Origin of the sequence: Burkholderia ambifaria AMMD, assembly GCF_000203915.1 — a bacterium.
In the GTDB taxonomy this organism is placed as follows: domain Bacteria; phylum Pseudomonadota; class Gammaproteobacteria; order Burkholderiales; family Burkholderiaceae; genus Burkholderia; species Burkholderia ambifaria.
On sequence record NC_008392.1, the window covers coordinates 769,735 to 788,339 of the forward strand.

At 65.6% G+C, this 18,605-nt stretch carries 16 protein-coding genes; 14 read left to right on the top strand and 2 right to left on the bottom strand.

The window, feature by feature from the left end; genetic code table 11:
- The first annotated feature begins 900 nt into the window (after positions 1–900).
- Positions 901–4,962, top strand: coding sequence for a YadA-like family protein (locus BAMB_RS30900; RefSeq protein ID WP_011661076.1), 4,062 nt, complete (start codon positions 901–903; stop codon positions 4,960–4,962).
- A gap of 124 nt (positions 4,963–5,086) precedes the next feature.
- The gene (locus BAMB_RS30905) at positions 5,087–5,749 is read left to right on the top strand and encodes an OmpA family protein (RefSeq protein WP_041491891.1); all 663 of its coding nucleotides are present in this window, start codon (positions 5,087–5,089) and stop codon (positions 5,747–5,749) included.
- 216 nt (positions 5,750–5,965) lie between these two features.
- Here the strand turns inward: BAMB_RS30905 and BAMB_RS30910 are convergent, their stop codons facing one another.
- Entirely contained in the window at positions 5,966–6,154 is a 189-nt protein-coding gene (locus BAMB_RS30910; protein WP_012372277.1) for a hypothetical protein, read from the bottom strand.
- A gap of 63 nt (positions 6,155–6,217) precedes the next feature.
- Here BAMB_RS30910 and BAMB_RS34715 point away from each other — a divergent pair, with 63 nt between their 5' ends.
- The gene (locus BAMB_RS34715; RefSeq protein ID WP_011661079.1) at positions 6,218–6,460 is read left to right on the top strand and encodes a DUF3820 family protein; all 243 of its coding nucleotides are present in this window, start codon (positions 6,218–6,220) and stop codon (positions 6,458–6,460) included.
- 82 nt (positions 6,461–6,542) lie between these two features.
- Here the strand turns inward: BAMB_RS34715 and BAMB_RS34975 are convergent.
- A protein-coding gene (locus tag BAMB_RS34975) for an IS3 family transposase (protein WP_085963142.1) occupies positions 6,543–7,903 on the bottom strand; the annotation gives its coding sequence in 2 pieces (ribosomal slippage) (positions 6,543–7,441 and positions 7,441–7,903; 1,362 coding nt in all).
- A gap of 53 nt (positions 7,904–7,956) precedes the next feature.
- Between BAMB_RS34975 and BAMB_RS30925 the strand changes: the two genes are divergently transcribed.
- From BAMB_RS30925 to cuyB, 11 genes are all read left to right on the top strand, one after another.
- Entirely contained in the window at positions 7,957–8,466 is a 510-nt protein-coding gene (locus BAMB_RS30925; protein ID WP_011661081.1) for a hypothetical protein, read from the top strand.
- A gap of 266 nt (positions 8,467–8,732) precedes the next feature.
- Positions 8,733–9,248, top strand: a complete 516-nt coding sequence (locus tag BAMB_RS30930; RefSeq protein ID WP_011661082.1) for a hypothetical protein — start codon at positions 8,733–8,735, stop codon at positions 9,246–9,248.
- Positions 9,249–9,584: 336 nt separating this feature from the next.
- Positions 9,585–10,733: a cytochrome c oxidase subunit II gene (locus BAMB_RS30935; RefSeq protein WP_011661083.1), complete on the top strand. Its 1,149-nt coding sequence runs from the start codon at positions 9,585–9,587 to the stop codon at positions 10,731–10,733.
- A gap of 13 nt (positions 10,734–10,746) precedes the next feature.
- Positions 10,747–12,507, top strand: a complete 1,761-nt coding sequence (ctaD, locus tag BAMB_RS30940) for a cytochrome c oxidase subunit I (protein WP_011661084.1) — start codon at positions 10,747–10,749, stop codon at positions 12,505–12,507.
- On the top strand, positions 12,504–13,115 hold the full coding sequence (locus BAMB_RS30945; RefSeq protein WP_011661085.1) for a cytochrome c oxidase subunit 3: 612 nt from the start codon (positions 12,504–12,506) through the stop codon (positions 13,113–13,115). The genes ctaD and BAMB_RS30945 overlap by 4 nt, the downstream gene beginning before the upstream one ends.
- A complete protein-coding gene (locus BAMB_RS30950; RefSeq protein WP_011661086.1) occupies positions 13,112–13,834 on the top strand; it encodes a heme-copper oxidase subunit III family protein in 723 nt (240 codons plus the stop codon). Before BAMB_RS30945 ends, BAMB_RS30950 begins: the two co-directional genes overlap by 4 nt.
- An 8-nt stretch (positions 13,835–13,842) precedes the next feature.
- Positions 13,843–14,184 (top strand): cytochrome C oxidase subunit IV family protein, encoded by a 342-nt coding sequence (locus BAMB_RS30955; RefSeq protein ID WP_006756511.1) that lies wholly within the window; start codon positions 13,843–13,845, stop codon positions 14,182–14,184.
- Between the two features lie 30 nt (positions 14,185–14,214).
- Entirely contained in the window at positions 14,215–14,529 is a 315-nt protein-coding gene (locus tag BAMB_RS30960; RefSeq protein ID WP_011661087.1) for a high-potential iron-sulfur protein, read from the top strand.
- A gap of 124 nt (positions 14,530–14,653) precedes the next feature.
- Positions 14,654–15,568 carry a LysR substrate-binding domain-containing protein gene (locus BAMB_RS30965; RefSeq protein WP_041491892.1) on the top strand — a complete coding sequence of 305 codons (915 nt, stop codon included), beginning with the start codon at positions 14,654–14,656 and terminating at the stop codon, positions 15,566–15,568.
- Between the two features lie 183 nt (positions 15,569–15,751).
- A complete protein-coding gene (locus BAMB_RS30970) occupies positions 15,752–17,026 on the top strand; it encodes a dicarboxylate/amino acid:cation symporter (RefSeq protein WP_011661089.1) in 1,275 nt (424 codons plus the stop codon).
- Positions 17,026–18,480, top strand: coding sequence for a cysteate racemase (gene cuyB / locus BAMB_RS30975; RefSeq protein ID WP_011661090.1), 1,455 nt, complete (start codon positions 17,026–17,028; stop codon positions 18,478–18,480). Before BAMB_RS30970 ends, cuyB begins: the two co-directional genes overlap by 1 nt.
- Positions 18,481–18,605 lie beyond the last annotated feature (125 nt).

Here is an 18,605-nt window from a genome sequence, read left to right on the forward strand (position 1 = left end):
CGCAATATTCAATGTGACATTGAGTGCTGACAATCTCAAATTCCGGGATTCCGGTGCTGCGACGAGAGTCGGCACGAGGGCAATGCAGGCTTCCCACCCTTCGAATTGGGTTGATATAAGAGATGAAGGGAATGGCGTAGAAGCTGATGAGAGTGTGACATACCAGGCAACAAGAAATAGTCAAAGAAAGTCAGTCGATTAATTCGATGCAGGGGTCGTCCGGCCTATCGTCGTTTTTTCCGGAAATCCGGAATCTCCGGCGCGCGCCTGGACGGAAAAGGGGTGAGTGGGTTCGCGTCGGCCGCCGGGCAGTTCGATCTTTCAGGCGGCGGTCGCGCGGGCGCGCTCTCGAATCAGGCGGCACAAAAACATGAATATGAAAGGCACGGCAGTTCACGGCACCGGTTCGCCCGAACCGGCGGCGGCTGTCAGCGTCCGCGGTCCGGCGGCGCATGCTTCATTCCCCGGGGCCGCACGACGTCATCCTCCTCCTGAATGACCCAGGACGGGCCGCCCGGTGCATTCGGCGCGGCTTTCGTCCACCGACGCTTCCTCATGAAATTCGAGTTCGCCGCCCATGGGCCGGCGCGACGGCGTGCGCACGCGTTTTTCCGCGCTGCGTCGCCCGGCATGCCGCCGCCTGATCGGCGAGCTCGACTTCCATGATTCGATAACCCGCGATCGTCGCCGTGCATCGTGTCGTCCGACACGGACGGCGTGCGGTCGTGTGATCGCGACGTGTGTCGCGCGTGTCGTGCAGAGCCGTTGAGCAGTTCAGTTAGATATCCGAATCAAGTAGCGGGGCGTCGCGAGACGGGAGACAAAGAAGGTGGAGACGGTCAGCTCCCGGCCGCGTTCGCTGTTGCGTCATCCAGCACATGTGAACCGAGGGAAAACAAGATGAACAAGTCGTTCAAGTCGATCTGGAACGAAGCACTGGGGGCGTGGGTTGCGGCGTCCGAGCTCGATCGCGCGCGCGGCAAGCGCGTGGCGTCGTCGAGGAGCGCGGGCGAGCACGCTGCCCACGAAGGCGCCGCCGCGAGCATGGCAACGCCGCCTGGGCTGTCGCCCCGGCGACTGGTCATGATGATGGCCGCCGCGTACCTCGGACTGTTTCAGACGGGCGCCCACGCGCAGTATTCGGCCGGTGGCGGCTCCGCGACGGGCGGTGCCAGTTCGATCGCGGTCGGCAACGGTTCGCTTGCGACGCAGACGAATTCGACCGCGTTCGGCAATCTGTCGACGGCGGCGGGGGTGTCGTCTACGGCGATCGGCCCGGGTGCGCATGCGATGGCGGATGGCGGGACGGCCGTCGGTATCAACTCGCAGGCGACCGGCGTCAACAGTGTGGCGATGGGCGTGCAGGCGATCGGTTCAGGCGCTTTCGCGGTCGCGGTCGGCAACCTGTCGACCGCGACGCAAACCGGTTCGGTGGCGCTCGGTAGCGGTGCGGCGGCGACCGGCGTGTCCGCGATCGGGCTCGGCAACAATGCGTTCGCGTCGGGCCAGTACGCGGCGGCACTCGGGCTCGGGGCGAGCGCGGCAGGGGCGCAAAGCATCGCGCTCGGCTATGCGTCGCATGCCGACCTGACGGGCTCGGTCGCCCTCGGCAACCAGTCGACGGGTTCGGGGGCGGCCGCCGTTGCCGTGGGCAGCGGCGCGCTGGCTTCAGGCAATTCGGGCGTGGCAATGGGGGTGAACAGTGGCGCGAAGGGCACGTCGTCGATCGCCATCGGCTGGGGCGGCACCGCAGGCGTACCCGGCTCGGGCACGCAGTCGCTCGGCACCAGTTCGATCGCGCTGGGATCGAATACGACGGCCGGCGCCAACAACGCGGCCGCATTCGGCCTGAACGCGAATGCATCGGGCCTCAGTTCGATCGCGATGGGCGTGCAGTCGACCGCGACGCAGCAGTATGGCGTTGCGCTCGGCAACCTCGCGCTCGCGACCGGTATCTCGGCAAGTGCGCTGGGGCCGGGCGCGACGGCGTCGGCATTGAATTCGACGGCGGTCGGCATCAACAGCGTGGCGGCGGCGACCTCGACCGTCGCGATCGGCGACAGCAACTCGGTCGCCGCGGGCGCAGGCGCCGGCTCGATCGCCGGCGGCAACTTGTCGAAGGTCCTGGGCGGCACCGGCGCCGTCGCGCTCGGCTTTGGCCAGACCGTCAGCGGCAACGGCGCGGTCGCGATCGGCGACCCGAGCACCGCGATCGGCACCGGCGCGGTCACGGCCGGTTCGAACAACACCGCGAACGGCGACGGCGCCGTGGCGATCGGCAACTCGAACATTGCGCAAGGCATCGGCTCCGTCGCGCTCGGCAATACGTCGACGGCGGCAGCGGCGGGCGCCGTGGCGTTCGGCGCGTCGGCCGTCGCGAACAATGCAAACGACGTCGCGCTCGGCTCCGGTTCGGTGACCGCCGCGCCGCATCCGACCGCCACGGGCACCATCGGCGGCGTCACGTATACGTTCAACGGCGTCAATCCGGTGAGCGTCGTCAGCGTCGGCGGAGTGGGAACCGAGCGCCAGATCACCAACGTCGCGGCCGGGCGGATCAGCCCGACGAGTACCGATGCGATCAACGGCTCGCAGCTCGATGCGACGAACCAGGCGGTGACTTCGCTGTCGACGTCGACGTTGTCGAGCATCACGTCGTTGTCGACTTCGACGTCGACCGGGATCGGTTCGTTGTCCACGGGCCTGAGCTCGACCAACAGTTCGGTGACGTCGCTGTCCACGGGCCTGAGCTCGACCAACAGCGCGGTGACGTCGCTGTCGACTTCGACGTCCACGGGCATCAGCTCGTTGTCGACCGGCTTGAGTTCGACGAACAGCGCGGTGACGTCGCTGTCCACTTCGACGTCGACCGGCATCGGTTCGCTGTCCACCGGCTTGAGCTCGACCAACAGCGCGATCACGTCGTTGTCGACGTCGACCTCGACGGGCCTCAGCTCGTTGTCCACCGGCCTGAGTTCGACCAACAGCACGGTCACGTCGCTGTCCACGTCGACCTCAACGGGCCTCAGCTCGTTGTCCACCGGCCTGAGTTCGACCAACAGCACGGTCACGTCGCTGTCCACGTCGACCTCAACGGGCATCGGCTCGCTGTCCACTGGCCTGAGCGCGACGAACAGCAACCTCACGTCGCTGTCGACCGCCACGTCGACGGGCATCGGTTCGCTGTCGACGAGCCTCAGCTCGATCGTGAACAACAACACCAATCTCGGCAACAGCACGGCAGGCGCGATCGGCGGCGGCTCGACCTACAACCCGACGACCGGCACGATTTCGGCGCCGTCGTATGTGACGTACAACAGCGACGGCTCGACCTCGATCAACAACAACGTCGGCTCCGTGGTCGACAACATCAACGCGCACGGCATCAAGTATTTCCATGCGAACTCGACCGCGCCGGACAGCCAGGCGCTGGGCGTCGACAGCGTGGCGATCGGGCCGAACGCGATCTCGCGCGTGGACGGCAGCATCGCGCTCGGTGCGGGCTCGGTGGCCGATCGCGCGACGACGCCGTCGTCGGGCATCATCCGCAACGGCACCGCGGCGATCCCGTTCAACACGACGGACCAGACGTTGCTCGGCGCGGTGTCGGTGGGCGACACGACGAACCGCACGTATCGCCAGATCACCAACGTCGCGGACGGCACGGGGCAGCAGGACGCGGTGACGGTACGGCAGCTGACCGGCGCGTTGCAGTCGTTCGCGGTCACGGGCCAGAAGTACTTCCACGCGAATTCGACGGCCGGCGACTCCCTCGCGGTCGGCGCGGAATCGGTCGCGGTCGGGCCGACGACGGTCGTGAACGGCGACAACGGCGTGGGCATCGGCAACGGCGCGATCGTCGACCAGACCGCACCCGGCGGCGTCGCGATCGGGCAGGCCGCGAGTTCCGCGCAGGCCGATGCGATCGCGCTCGGCAGCGGCGCGTCGGCCCTCGGCGCGCAGTCGGTCGCACAGGGTGCCAATGCGTCGGCGGTCAGCGTGGGCAGCGTCGCGCTCGGCTCGGGTGCGCACAGCACCGCGACCGATGCGCTCGCGCTCGGCGCCGGTGCGTCGGCGACGCTCGCGAACAGCGTCGCGCTGGGCGCCGGTTCGCTGACCACGGTCGGCGCGCTGACGAACTACGTCGCGTACGGCCTGAGCAGCCCGCAGTCGTCGGCCGGTGAAATCAATATCGGCAACCGGCAGATCACGGGCCTCGCCGCGGGCAAGAACGGCACGGACGCGGTGAACGTATCGCAGCTCGACTCGGTCGCGAACCAGTTGACGACGCTGATCGATCAACGTACGACCAATCTCGGCGGGCAGTACACGACGAACCCGCCGGGCGGCAACGTGCCGCCGGGGGCGAGCGGTTCGAATTCGTCGGCGGGCGGCTCGGGGGCGGTCGCGTCGGGTTCGAACAGCACGGCGGTCGGCAACAGTTCGACGGCGTCCGGCAACGGCTCGACCGCGATCGGCGTCGGCTCGATCGCATCGGGCAACAACTCGACGGCGGTCGGCGCGGGCAGCAACGACGGCGGCCGCTCGAACGTCGTCGCGGTCGGCTCGGCGGATTCGCCGCGCCAGGTCGTCAACGTCGCGGCGGGTACGCAGGGCACCGATGCGGTGAACGTGAACCAGTTGAATGCGGTGTCGAACCAGTTCACGCAGTCGCTGAACACGGTCAACAACCAGATCTCGCAGATGCAGCAGCAGATCCAGCAGACCGATTCGATGGCGCGTGAGGGGATCGCCGCGACGGCCGCGTTGGCGTCGATTCCGCACATGGACCGCGACTCGAACTTCGCGATGGGCGTCGGTACGGCGTCGTTCCAGGGTCAGAAGGCCATGGCCGTCGGTGTGCAGGCGCGCCTCACGGAGAACCTGAAGGCGACGCTGAACGGCGGCTTCGCCGGCAGCCAGCGCGTCGTCGGCGCGGGCGTGCTGTATCAGTGGAAGTAATCGCGCGCGGCGGTCCGTTCCGGCACGCGCTGCCGGAGCGGACCACGTCGAACGCAACCGCACGCGGATGCGGCGCGCCATCGCGCCGCACGCGCTGCGCCCATCGCATTTTCGGAGTAACCAAGTGAAAAACATCCAACTTGCCCTGCTGGCGTCCGTCGTTTCCCTCGCTGCCTGTTCGAGCGCGTCGGGGCCGACTTACAACGCATACGAATTGCAGTCCCGTGACGGCATCCGCACCTTCCGCGTCGACTGTCACGGCATCCTGTCGAGCGCGAAGACCTGCATGAAAGTCGCGACGCGCATGTGCGGCAACGACGCCGTGCGCGTGGTCGATGCCACGACGCCGTATCGCGACGGCGCCGATCCGCACTCGATGGTGTTCCAGTGCGGCGCGGCCCCCGTGCCGGTCGCCGCGGCTGTCGCGCCGGCGCCCGCCGCGGTCGAGAAGGTGAGCCTCACCGGCGATGCCTATTTCGCGACCGACTCGGCCGTGCTGACGTCGGCGGCCACCGCCGCGCTCGATAAGCTGCTGAACCAGCAAGGCGACCGGCATTTCGCGCGCGTGGACGTGGACGGCTATACCGACGCGACCGGCTCGGCTGCGCACAATCAAGCGCTGTCGAAACGTCGGGCTGATGCCGTTGCGGCGTATCTGCGCGAACACGGACTGAAGGCGGATGCGTTTGCCGCGACCGGGCATGGAGAAGCCAATCCGGCGGCATCGAACGATACCGCCGAAGGGCGCGCGCGCAATCGCCGGGTGGAAATCTCGCTGCAGAAGTAAGACGTGGCGACCGGGTCGCCGCACGCGTGGCCGTCGTAGGCGGACGGTTCGCGCGCGGCGGCGATGCCGTGCGCCGTGCCGCCGGATGCGCGACGTCGACGAAGGCAATGCGTCACGCGGCGCGTGCGCGGAGTCAGCGTTGTCGCATGGACGACGCTGCCGCACGGCGACTTGCGCGTCCGGCACGCAAGTCATTCGTCCGCGCAGAGCAGCCGATCAGTGCCGGATCACGCACACGGCCACGATTTCATATCCGGGGTCGGCATGCGTATTTGCAGCTTTTTCGGCTTCCTCATACGAACCGAAGGACGTCGCATCTTCAATCGCCGGGGCCATGCCGATATCGCCGTCCTCGGCAGTGCAGAGGAATTGCTCGCCGGTCTTCACGACGTACACGGACATCATGATTCCCTCCAGGGTTTGCAGGGGGAAATACCAGTCTAGCAGCCGGACGTGCACAATACCGGCATGCGAACCCCCGACCTTGAATGTCTTGTCACCGTTACCATGCCCTTCGGAAAATACAAGGGCCGACTCCTGGCCGATCTGCCCGGCCCTTACCTCAACTGGCTGGCGCGCGAAGGATTCCCGCGCGGCGAACTCGGCCGCCAGCTCGCGCTGATGCACGAGATCGACCATAACGGTCTGAGGGAACTGCTGGCGCCCCTGCGCAAACCCGGCTATCCACCCGCCGATGCTGACATAAAATAACAAAAGGCTCTGTCGCGGATAAACCGCTGGCAAAAGAGGGGTGCCAACATGAACTGACCCCGCAAAGTTGGACAGTTGAAGGCTAGGCGCTCAAGGGCTGAGTTCTGTATTGCACGGGACTCAGCCCTTTCAATTTGAGCTTGATGCGTTCGTGGTTGTAGTAGTGGATGTAGTGATTGAGCGTGTCGCGCAAATGCTCCACGCAAGTGAAGCGATGTCCCTTGTAGCACTCGGACTTGAGCGTGCCGAAGAAGCTTTCCATCGCAGCATTATCGAGGCAGTTCCCCTTGCGGGACATGCTTTGAGTCAGTTTGCGCCGCTTCAGTTGCCGGCGAAACGCCGGCATTCGGTATTGCCAGCCTTGGTCCGAATGCAATAGCGGTCTGTCCGTGCGTTTGAGTTTGGTCAGCGCCTTCTTGAGCATGCCGCTGACCAACTCGAAGCTTGGGCGTCGATCCATCTGGTAAGCCACGATCTCGCCGTTGTACAGATCCATCACCGGCGACAGGTACAGCTTCTGACCGCCGACGTTGAATTCCGTCACATCCGTCACCCACTTCTGATTGGCCTGTGCGGCACTAAACTGACGTTGCAGCAGGTTGGGTGCGGCTTTGCCGACTTCGCCTCGCCAGGAGCGGTATTTCTTCGGGCGCAGCAGGGATTTCAACTGCAATTGCTGCATCAGCCTCTGCACGGCCTTGTGGTTGACGAGATGCCCGGTTTGCCGAATCGCAGCCGTGACGCGTCGATAGCCGTAGCGGCCCTTGTGATGGTCGAACACCGCCCGGATCTTCGCCTTGAGATCGGCACGGCGATCGTCGACGCTCAGCGTCCCAAGCTGGTAATAGAACGTGCTACGCGCCAAGCCGGCCGCCTTCAGAAGTGCCGCTACCGGATGGTGCTGCCTAAGCTCGTGCACTATTTGCGCTTTTTCTTTTGCGCTGCCTGCTTCTTCGCCAGCAGCGCATCGAGCTTTTTTAGGTAGGCCACCTCCGCACGCAAATACTCGTTTTCCTTGAGCAATTCTTCGCGCGAGCGTTCATCCGGTGTGCCGGGTTCGGTGGGTTTGGGCGGAAGTGAAGTGGCCATCTTTCGGGGGCGCCCTCGTCGGCGAGGGGACAGTGCATCGATACCGCCCTCATGATACAGGCGCTCCCAGCCGGCTACGCAGCCCGCGCCGCGAATATCGAACAAGGCCGATACCTGGCCGTATGACAACTCGTCTCGCCACATGCGCTGCAGTACCGATAGCTTGAACTCAGCGTCGTAGCAAACGTGTTTCTTGCGTAACCCCGCGCTGCCATGCTCCCGATAGCTCGCCACCCAGCGCCCCACGACCGAGCGGCCCACTCTGTACCGATGCGCCAGCGATTCGATGCCGATTCCGCCGGCCAGATACTCGTCAACGATGCGTTGCTTGAACTGCTCGTTGTACTTCGTCATGAAAAACACCCCAAAGGTTGGACGGGTGTCCAACTTTTGGGGTGCAGTTCAACATGAGACGCCTTTATTTTCTCGTACCCGATACGCAGATGGCGAAGGCGATCGTCGATGACTTGCTGCGCGCCCGCATCATCTGGCGCCATATCCATGTTCTCGCCGATCATAGCGTCACGCTTGATGAGTTGCCCGAAGCATCGCTGCTGCAAAGCAGCGATGTCGTGCACGCGCTCGAGCGGGGCGTCGCACTCGGCGGCGCGACAGGCGCGCTCATCGGTCTCGTCGCGCTCGTATTCCCTCCCGCGCAGCTCGTGATCGCGGGCGGTGCCGTCGTCGGATTGACGGTGGCGGGCGCGGGCTTCGGCGCGTGGACGGCCGCGATGATCGGCATTGCCGAGCCGAATGGGCGACTCGCGCGCTTTCGCGAGGCCATTCGGGAAGGCCAGATCCTGATCATGGCCGACGTGCCGCCGCTGCGAGAGGAGGAAATCTCGCAGATGGTCGCGCAGCATTTTCCCCAGGCGGACATGGAAGGCGGCGAGCCCACGACGCCGATCTTCCCCTGACACGCCAAAACCGGCACACGCGAACACCCGCGCTCATCGACGCGATTCGTCGGACGCATGTTCGCGTTGCCGCGACCGTGGGCGGCATTGCGTTGCGTTTCGACGCGGCTGCCCGTGGCGTTGCCGAATCGCGGGGCGAACGTGTTGCGATGCGCTGTGCCGGCTCGCGCCCGGCGATTTCGAATCGCACACGGCACATACTTTTTGACGCGAACGGCGCGTTCTGAACCTGAGTGCTGAAGCTGAACCATCAGCAAGGAGGTCATATGGAACTGCACATGCAATCGCACCATTGGGAACGGCGCACGCCGGACTGGGTCTCCGCCGCCGTGGCCGGCCTGGCGGGCGGTGCACTGGTGATCGCGCTGGAATTCTTCTGGTCGACGCTGGTGCTCCATGAAAGCCCGTGGCGACCGACCCACAAGATCGCCGCGATGGTGATGGGCCGCGGTGCGCTCAGCCAGTTGTCGCAATTCAACCTCGAAATCGTCGCGATGGCGTTGCTGCTGCACTACGTGCTCGGCGCGCTGATGGGGATGATGCTCGCCGCGATCATGGCGCCTTTCCGGTTCGATTCGAGCGTGGGCATGGAGGCGGTGATCGGGCTGGCGTTCGGGCTCGTCGCGTACCTGTGGAACTTTTATGTGATGACGGCCGTGTTCCCGTGGTTCATCTCGGAGCGCGGTTCCGGCCCCTTGCTGGCGAACCTGCTGTTCGGCGTGGTGGCCGCCGTCGCTTATGGCCAGCTGGAGCGATGGCGCAGGCCGAGCAGGATTGAGTGACGCGCCGGCGCTGAACCTCCGTCGGCCCCGCTAGACGGCCGCGTCGGCAATCCGTGCCGGCGGCGGCCGTTTTTGCATCGCATCGCCGCATGCGACACCGCGGTTCGCGCGTTTCGTGCGCGACATCCGCGGTGTGCGTCTGCGCGTTTCGCCGTCTTGCACGATGCAGGGCAGAGGACTACCTTTTCTTAAGAGCCGTCCAGCGCGTCGCGAAGCGGCGCCGGCACAGGTGCCGGCGCGGACGATACGACGAACGCGAAATGCGCCGACGCGGCGCGACGACGCCAGCAGCGTCGTGCCGACGGCTCGGGTGCGTGACACGCAGCGAGGCGGCCTATGGCCCTTGCGATTGCTCTGGTCCTGATCATCGCAGTGGCGGTGGGGTTTCACTTTGCCAGCCCGTGGTGGATCACGCCGATCGCGTCGAACTGGGTGCGCATGGACGACATGCTGACGATCACGCTCGTCATCACCGGCGCGTTCTTCATCGCGATCAACCTGTTCATCGTGCTCGCACTGCTGCGCTACCGCCATCGCAGCGGCCGTCGCGCGGCCTACGAGCCGCACAACAGGCGGCTCGAATGGTGGCTGATCGGCCTGACCTCGGTCGGCGTGGCCGCATTGCTGGCACCGGGGCTCTTCGTTTATGCGGACTACGTACGACCGCCGTCCAAGGTGCTGCAGATGGAAGTGCTCGGCCAGCAATGGCAATGGCGCTTCCGCTTCGCCGGACCCGCCGGCAAGCTGGGCACGACGGACGTGCGCTACATCAGCGACGCCAACCCGTTCGGCCTGAACCCCGGCGACCCCAACGGCCGCGACAACTATCTGATCGATTCATCCGAAGTGCACTTGCCGCTCAACCGGCCGGTGCAGGTGCTGGCACGGTCGCGCGACGTGCTGCACGACTTCTACGTGCCGCCGTTCCGCGCGCGGATGAACATGGTGCCCGGCATGGTGACCACCTTCTGGTTCACGCCGACCAAGGCCGGGCGTTACGACATCCTGTGCGCGCAGCTCTGCGGCATCGGGCATTCGAACATGCGCGGCGTGGTGGTGGTGGAAGACGAAGCGTCATTCTCGCGCTGGCTTGCGCGCCAGCCGACGTTCGCGCAGCGGCAGCAGGCGAACGTGCAGGCCGCGCCGGCCGCCGCGGGCGGCAGCGCCCAGGCGCTGGCCGACCAGGGCAAGGCGCTCGCGGCGGCCAAGGGCTGCATCGCGTGCCATACCGTGGACGGCACGCCGCGCGTGGGCCCCACGTGGAAGGGCCTGTACGGCAAGACCGAAACGATGGCCGACGGCAGCACCGCGAAGGTGGACGACGCGTATCTGCGCGCGTTCATCACCAACCCGACGGCACGCGTCGTGAAGGGCTTCTCGCCGATCATGCCGCACTTCGACCTGAGCGATCAGGAACTGGCCGCACTGGTGGCCTATATCAAAGCGCAAGGCGGGCCGGACGCCAGCAGCGCGGCGCAGCGCTAGCGGAGCACACCCCATGACTTACGCGCATTCCGATCACGCCCCGCAGAGCTTCTGGACCCGCTACGTGTGGAGCCAGGACCACAAGGTCATCGCCGTGCAGTACGCGCTGACGGCCATCGCCATCGGCCTCGTCGGCCTGGTGCTGTCGAACCTGATGCGGCTGCAGCTCGGCTTCCCGGGCAAGTTCGCGTTCATCGACGCGAACCACTACTACCAGTTCGTCACGATGCACGGGATGATCATGGTGATCTACCTGCTGACGGCGGTGTTCCTCGGCGGCTTCGGTAACTACCTGATCCCGCTGATGCTGGGCGCGCGCGACATGGTGTTCCCGTTCCTCAACATGCTGAGCTACTGGGTCTATCTGCTCGCCGTGCTGGTGCTGACCGCGAGCTTCTTCGTGCCGGGCGGACCGACCGGCGCGGGCTGGACGCTGTATCCGCCGCAGGCGATCCTGCCGGGCACGCCGGGCGTCGAATGGGGCATCGTGCTGATGCTGGTGTCGCTCGCGATCTTCATCGTCGCGGCGACGATGGGCGGCCTGAACTACGTGACCACCACGCTGCAGGCGCGCACGCGCGGCATGACGCTGATGCGCATGCCGCTCACGGTGTGGGGCATCTTCACCGCGACCATCATGGCGCTGCTGGCGTTTCCGGCGCTGTTCGTGTCGGCGGTGATGATGCTGTTCGACAAGACGCTCGGCACCAGCTTCTTCGTGCCCGCCGTGGTGTCGATGGGGCAGACGCTCAACCATGCCGGCGGCAGCCCGCTGCTGTTCCAGCACCTGTTCTGGTTCTTCGGGCATCCGGAGGTCTACATCGTCGCGCTGCCGGCGTTCGGCATCGCGTCGGACCTCATCAGCACGCATGCGCGCAAGAGCATCTTCGGCTACCGGATGATGGTGTGGGCGATCGTCATGATCGGCGCGCTGAGCTTCGTGGTCTGGGCCCACCACATGTTCATCGCCGGCATGAATCCGTACTTCGGCTTCTTCTTCGCCACCACGACGCTGATCATCGCAGTGCCAACGGCGCTGAAGGTCTACAACTGGGTGCTGACGCTGTGGCGCGGCGATATCCACCTGACCGTGCCGATGCTGTTCGCGATCGGCTTCATCAGCACCTTCGTGCTCGGCGGGTTGACCGGGCTGTTCCTCGGCAACGTGAGCGTGGACATTCCGCTGTCGAACACGTACTTCGTGGTCGCGCACTTCCATATGGTGATGGCCGTGTCGCCGATCCTGGTGGTATTCGGCGGCCTCTACCACTGGTATCCGCTGGTGACGGGCCGCATGCTGAACGACACGCTCGGGCGCCTGCACTTCTGGTTCACGTTCGTCGGCACCTATGCGATCTACTTCCCGATGCACTATCTCGGCGTGCTCGGCATGCCACGACGCTATTACGCGTATGAAGGCTACAGCTTCATTCCGCATTCGGCGCAGACGCTCAACGCGTTCATCACCGTCGTGGCGCTGATCGTCGGCGTGGCGCAGTTGCTGTTCCTGTTCAACCTCGCATGGAGCCTCGTGCACGGCAAGCGTGCCGACGGCAACCCGTGGCGGGCCACCACGCTGGAATGGCAGACGCCGCAATCACCGCCCGCGCACGGCAACTGGGGCGCGGCGCTGCCGGTCGTCTATCGCTGGGCATACGAATACAGTCCGGCGGGGCAGGAGGAAGACTTCGTCCCGCAGAACCGGCCGCCCGCGACGGCGCCCGAGACCGCGCCGGCCCGGCCGACGCTTCACTCCGACGAGGCACACGAATGACCACGCTGCCGCGCCCCTTCGGTCCCGACGCGCAATCGGTCTTGCCGAATGCGGGTCGCACGGGCCTGATCGTTTTCATGGCGGTGGCCACGACGTTGTTTTCCTTGCTGCTGCTCGCCTATGGGATGCGCATGCGCGAGCCCGACTGGCAGCCGATTCCGCATCCGGTGCTGCTGTGGTGGAACACCGGTGCGCTGGTGCTGGCCAGCATCGCGATGCAGCGCGCCCGGCGGATGACTTTGCACCGCGCGGCGTGGCTGGTATCCGGCGGCGTGCTGGCGGCGCTGTTCGTGATCGGGCAACTGACCGCGTGGCGCGTGCTGGCCGCCGCCGGGCAGACCGTCAACGTCAATCCTTCGAACAGCTTCCTGTACCTGCTCACCGGCCTGCACGGACTGCATGTGCTGGGCGGGCTGGTGGCCTGGGTCGTCACGATCGCGCTTGTGCGGCGCGCGGACCCATTCCGGGCCCAGCGCGCCATTGCGCTGTGTGCGACTTACTGGCATTTCCTGCTGGCTGTCTGGCTCGTGCTGCTGGCGGCGATGTGGTGGATGACCCCCGCGATCGTCGCCGCCATCTGCGGGCCGCTGTATGGAGCCGCGCCATGACCGTGCCCACGCTCCCCACCGAATCGTCTGTCGGCGAATCGGCCGACATCGCCCCCACCGACGTCGGGCCCGACGGCTGGCGCGGTATCGTCACCGACTGGGCGGGCGACCGCGAAGCCTTCAAGGTGCCGTGGGGCAAGGCGATGATGTGGATCTTCCTGCTGTCGGACACCTTCGTCTTCAGCAGCTTCCTGATCGGCTACATGTCGGTGCGCATCTCGACCACCGCGCCGTGGCCCGATACGTCCAAGGTATTCGGGCTCACGGTGGGCGGCGTGGACGTGCCGTTGCTGCTGATCGCGATCATGACGTTCATCCTGATCAGCAGCAGCGGCACGATGGCGATGGCCGTCAACTTCGGCTACCGGCGCAACGCCAAACGCGCCGCCGTGCTGTTGCTGGCGACCGCGCTGCTGGGCGCGGCCTTCGTGTCGATGCAGGCGCTGGAATGGACGAAGCTGATCGTCCATGAAGGTATCCGCCCGTGGGGCAACCCGCTGGGCGCGGCGCAGTTCGGCGCGTGCTTCTTCACGATCACCGGGTTCCACGGCTTTCACGTGACCTGCGGCGTGATCTACCTGCTGCTGATCGCACGCAAGGTGCTGCAACCGGGGTTCACCGAGCACGGCAACTTCCAGATCGTCGAGATTGCAGGCCTGTACTGGCACTTCGTCGACCTGGTGTGGGTGTTCATCTTCGCGCTGTTCTACTTGTGGTGAGGCAGGCCATGGACCACACCGATTCCGCCGATCGACCCGACGCCGCGCACGGCCAGCAGCATCCGATCGGCGTCTACCTGAAGATCTGGGGCCTGCTGTTCGTTCTGAGCACGTTGTCGTATCTGGTGGACTACTTCCACGTGCAGGGCGTGCTGCGCTGGGTGCTGATCGTCGTGCTGATGATCGCGAAGGCCGGGCTGATCGTGTCGATCTTCATGCACATGATGTGGGAGCGGCTGGCGCTCGTGTACGCGATCCTGGTACCACCGCTATGCCTGCTGGTGCTCATGGTGCTGATGGCCGCCGAAGCGCATCACACGTTCGGCATGCGGGCACTCTTCTTTCACTGATTCCCGGGCATCCGTTCGAGGGAGACTCTCATGAAATTTTCACGCCGACGTTTCATTACAGCCACCACCGTGCTGGCTTCCGCGCTGGCCGTGGGCCGTCGCGCGGCGGCGGCGGATGCCGTTGTCGTGCAGGAATCCGATGCAAACGCGCAGGCGCTCGGCTACAAGACGGACGCGAGCCGGGTCGACCGTAAGAAATTCCCGAAATTTCAGCCGGGCGAGGCCTGTGCGAATTGCCAGTTCTACCAGGGCAAGGCCGATGCCGCGATGGCGCCGTGCGCCATTTTCGGCGGCAAGCAGGTCAATGCGAAAGGCTGGTGCAGCGCCTATGCAAAAAAGGCGTAGCGAGCAGGGATGCCCGCGCGGCGCACCGGAGCGAGCACATACAATGTGAGCGTTCGTCGGCCTGCGCTTCGCCATGACCTGGGTGACGCGCGGGCCGCTCCGCCCGCGACCCGCCAAGGCCATCATGGAAATCAAATGGATCGAGGACTTCCTCGCGCTCGCTCAATATCAAAGCTTTTCCCGTGCGGCTGAATTTCGCAACGTCACGCAGTCGGGCTTCAGCCGTCGTATCCAGTCGCTCGAGCAGTGGATCGGCGCGGAGCTGATCGACCGCAGCAGCTTTCCGCCGGTGCTGACGCCGGCGGGCCGGCTGTTTCGCGAGACGGCCGAGGACGTGCTCAGCCGCCTGTTCGACACGCGGGCCATCATCCGCACCGAGCAACGGATTGCCGGCAAGAGCCTGCAGATCGCCGCGGGCCACACGATCGCGCTGAGTTTCCTGCCGGGCTGGCTCAAGGCGCTCGCCCCGCATTTTGGCGAAGTGCGGGCGCGCGTGATTCCGACCAACGTCCATGACTCGATCCTGATGCTCGTCAACGGCAACTGCGAGCTGATGTTTGCCTATCACCATCCCGAGCTGCCGCTCCATCTCGACCCGGCGAAGTACGCGCACCTGACGGTCGGCCTCGACACGTTGATGCCGGCATGCCGGCCGAACCGGCGCTCGGCCCCCGCGTTTCGCCTGCCCGGAACGAAGCAGACCCCGCTGCCGCTGATCTCCTATACGGAAACCAGCTACTTCGGCCGGTGTCTCGCGCTGCTGCTCGGTCGCGCCCCCGATACGCCCGCGCTGCAACTGCATTACGAGTCGGACATGGCCGAGGTGCTGAAGAAACTCGTGATGGAAGGTGAGGGCATCGCGTGGCTGCCCCGCAGCGCCATCGCCGCCGAGCTGGCGGCCGGCGAACTCGTCCCGGCCGGGCCCGCGGCGTGGAATCTCGAAGTCGAGCTGCGCGTGTATCGCGACGTGTCCAATCGCAGTGAATTCCTCGACACGCTGTGGCAGCACCTGCGCGAGGCGCCTTCCCGGCTCGGCTGAGTCGGGGTTTTCCCGCCTTATGCGGCGCTCGCATACCGCCATGTTGCACCGGCATCACGGTTTTATCGACCGTCCCTACCATTCGTTCCAACGGCAATCGTGACGCGTGACCGGCGTCGCGCGGCCTTCTTCGCAGCGCTCGTTCGCCTTCGGCGGCAGGGCGCCACCCAAGGACGAATGGACATGAAAAATCGCCTTACCTTCAGCATTGCAGTCGGCATGATCCTCGGTGTCGTCGCCGGTTATGCGTGCCACACCCACATCACGGATCCGGCCACGCTCAAAACCGTCGCCGGCTATTTCTCGATCGTCACCGACATCTTCCTGCGCCTGATCAAGATGATCATCGCGCCGCTGGTGTTCGTCACGCTCGTGTCCGGCCTGGCCGGCATGGACAGCGGCGAGGACGTCGGCCGCATCGGCCTGCGCTCGATCGGATGGTTCGTCTGCGCGTCGCTGATTTCGTTGAGCCTCGGCCTCGTCATGGCCAATGCGCTGCAGCCGGGCGCCGGCCTGAACCTCGTGGCATCCGCCGGCGAGGTCGGCACCGGCCTGAATACCGCCGCGCTGAACGCGCGGGACGTGATCACGCATGCATTCCCGACCAGCCTGCTCGACGCGATGGCGCGCAACGACATCCTGCAGATCCTGGTGTTCTCGGTCTTTCTCGGCATCGGGCTGAGCGCGCTGAAGCACGACAAGCGGGTCGGCGTCGTGATCCAGTCGATCGACGGCATGGTGCCGGTGATGCTGCGCCTGACCAACTACGTGATGCGCGCGGCGCCGCTCGGCGTATTCGGTGCGATCGCCGCGTCGGTCACGCTGCGCGGGCTCGACGTGATCTATACGTACGGCAAGCTGATCGGCGCGTTCTACCTCGGCTTGCTCGTCCTCTGGACGTTGCTGATCGGCGCCGGCTACGTGTTTCTCGGGCGACGCGTCGGCAGCCTGCTGAAGGCCGTGCGCGAACCCGCGCTGATCGCCTTCTCGACCGCGAGCAGCGAGGCCGCCTATCCGCGCCTGACCGAGCAGCTCGAGCGGTTCGGCGTGGACAAGAAGGTGGTGGGCTTCACGCTGCCGCTCGGTTACGCGTTCAATCTGGACGGTTCGATGATGTATCAGGCGTTTGCCGCGATCTTCATCGCGCAGGCGTTCGGCGTGCACATGCCGGTGTCGGAGCAGGTGTTCATGTTGCTGGTGCTGATGTTGAGCAGCAAGGGGATGGCGAGCGTGCCGCGCGGCTCGGTGGTCGTGGTCGCGGCGGTCGCGCCGATGTTCCATCTGCCGGTGGCCGGCGTCGCGATGATTCTCGCGATCGACCAGATTCTCGACATGGGCCGCACGATGACGAACGTGATCGGCAACAGCGTGGCGACGGCGGTGATCGCGAAGTGGGAGAGCCGGCGCGCGGCGAAGTCGCAAGCCGCCGCCGTATTCGATCAGCCGGAGAGTGCGTGATGCTTACGGATCGCGTGACTGCGCGGCGCAAGTTCGGCGTGGTCGGCGGCCTCGGGCCGCTGGGCAGTGCCGACGTGTTCTTCAAGATGGTGAAGGCGACGCCTGCGTCGTCCGACGACGAGCACGTCGACATGATTTTCGAGCAATACCCGTTCAAGGGCGCGGGGTCGGGAAGTGCGGCGACCATCGAACGCAAGCTGTACGTGTTCGACCTGATCCGCGCGTTCGAGAAGCGGGGTGTGACGACGGTCGTGCTGCCGTGCTTTCTGAGCCACACGTTCATCGACGAGCTGAAGGCGAACACGCGCCTGCCGATCGTGGATATCGTCGAAGCGGTGCGCAGCCATGTGCGGCGCAAGTATCCCGACGCGACGCGCATCGGTGTGCTGGCGTCCGACTACGTGCGCGGCAAGCGACTCTTCGAAGCGTATTTCCCGACGCCGCAGTTCGAAGTCGTCCATCCGCGGCCGTGCGACGGGATCGATCTCGTGACGGAGGCCATCTACGGCGCCGACGGCATCAAGCGCGGCAATCTTCGTGGCCGTCCGGTCGAGCTGTTGCGTCGTGCGTGCGAGGACCTTGCCGATCAGGGCGTGCAGGTGATCGTTCCCGGCCTGACCGAGATCGCGCTGGTCGCCGATGAAATCGGGCCGCAGCGCGTGCCGCTCGTGGATTCGAATCTCGCGTATGCGCAGTACGCGGTGACCGGGCAATCTGGTTGGCGCGCGGCAACGTTCAAGATCGGCGTGGTCGGCGGCGTCGGCCCGGCGGCGACCGTCGATTTTCTGGACAAGATCGTGCGCAACACGCCGGCGTCGCGCGATCAGGACCATATCAAGCTATTGGTCGAACAGAATCCGCAGATTCCCGATCGAACCGAGAACCTGGTGGGCGCCGGCGCGGATCCGACGATCTCCTTGTACGCGACCTGCAAGAAACTCGAGGACGGCGATGCCGACATCATCGCGATTCCGTGCAACACCGCGCATGCGTTCGTCGAGCGGATTCAGCCTTGGCTCCGCATTCCGATCGTCAATATGCTGAGCGTCACGGTCGCCCACCTACGCGACACCTATCCTGCGCTGCAGGAGGTCGGCGTGCTGGCCACGTCCGGCACGATCGAAAGCGGGGTCTACCGGAAGGCGCTGGAATCGCAGGGACTCCGGCAAGTCGCGCCGGCGCCGGCGTTGCAGGCGCGCGTGATGGAAGCGATCTACGGCGCGCAGGGTGTCAAGGCCGGCTTCACGACCGGACAGTGCGAGGAAGATATCGGCGCGGCGATCGACGCGTTGATGGACGAAGGCGTGAGCGTGATCGTGCTCGGCTGTACCGAACTGCCGATCCTGCTGCCGGGCGACGAATATGTCGGGCGGAACGGGCGCCGCGCGACGCTCGTCGATCCGACCGACGTGCTTGCGCGCACGTGCATTGCGCATGCAATGGCGGCGAGGTAGCACGCGCAGGTCCGTTCCAATGCGCGGCAACGCGTTCCGACGAACCGGATCGCGCAGAACCCGACCACCCCGCAGTCGCAGGTCGGCGAAGTGAGCGTCGCTACCAGATCACCGGCTCCAACCCG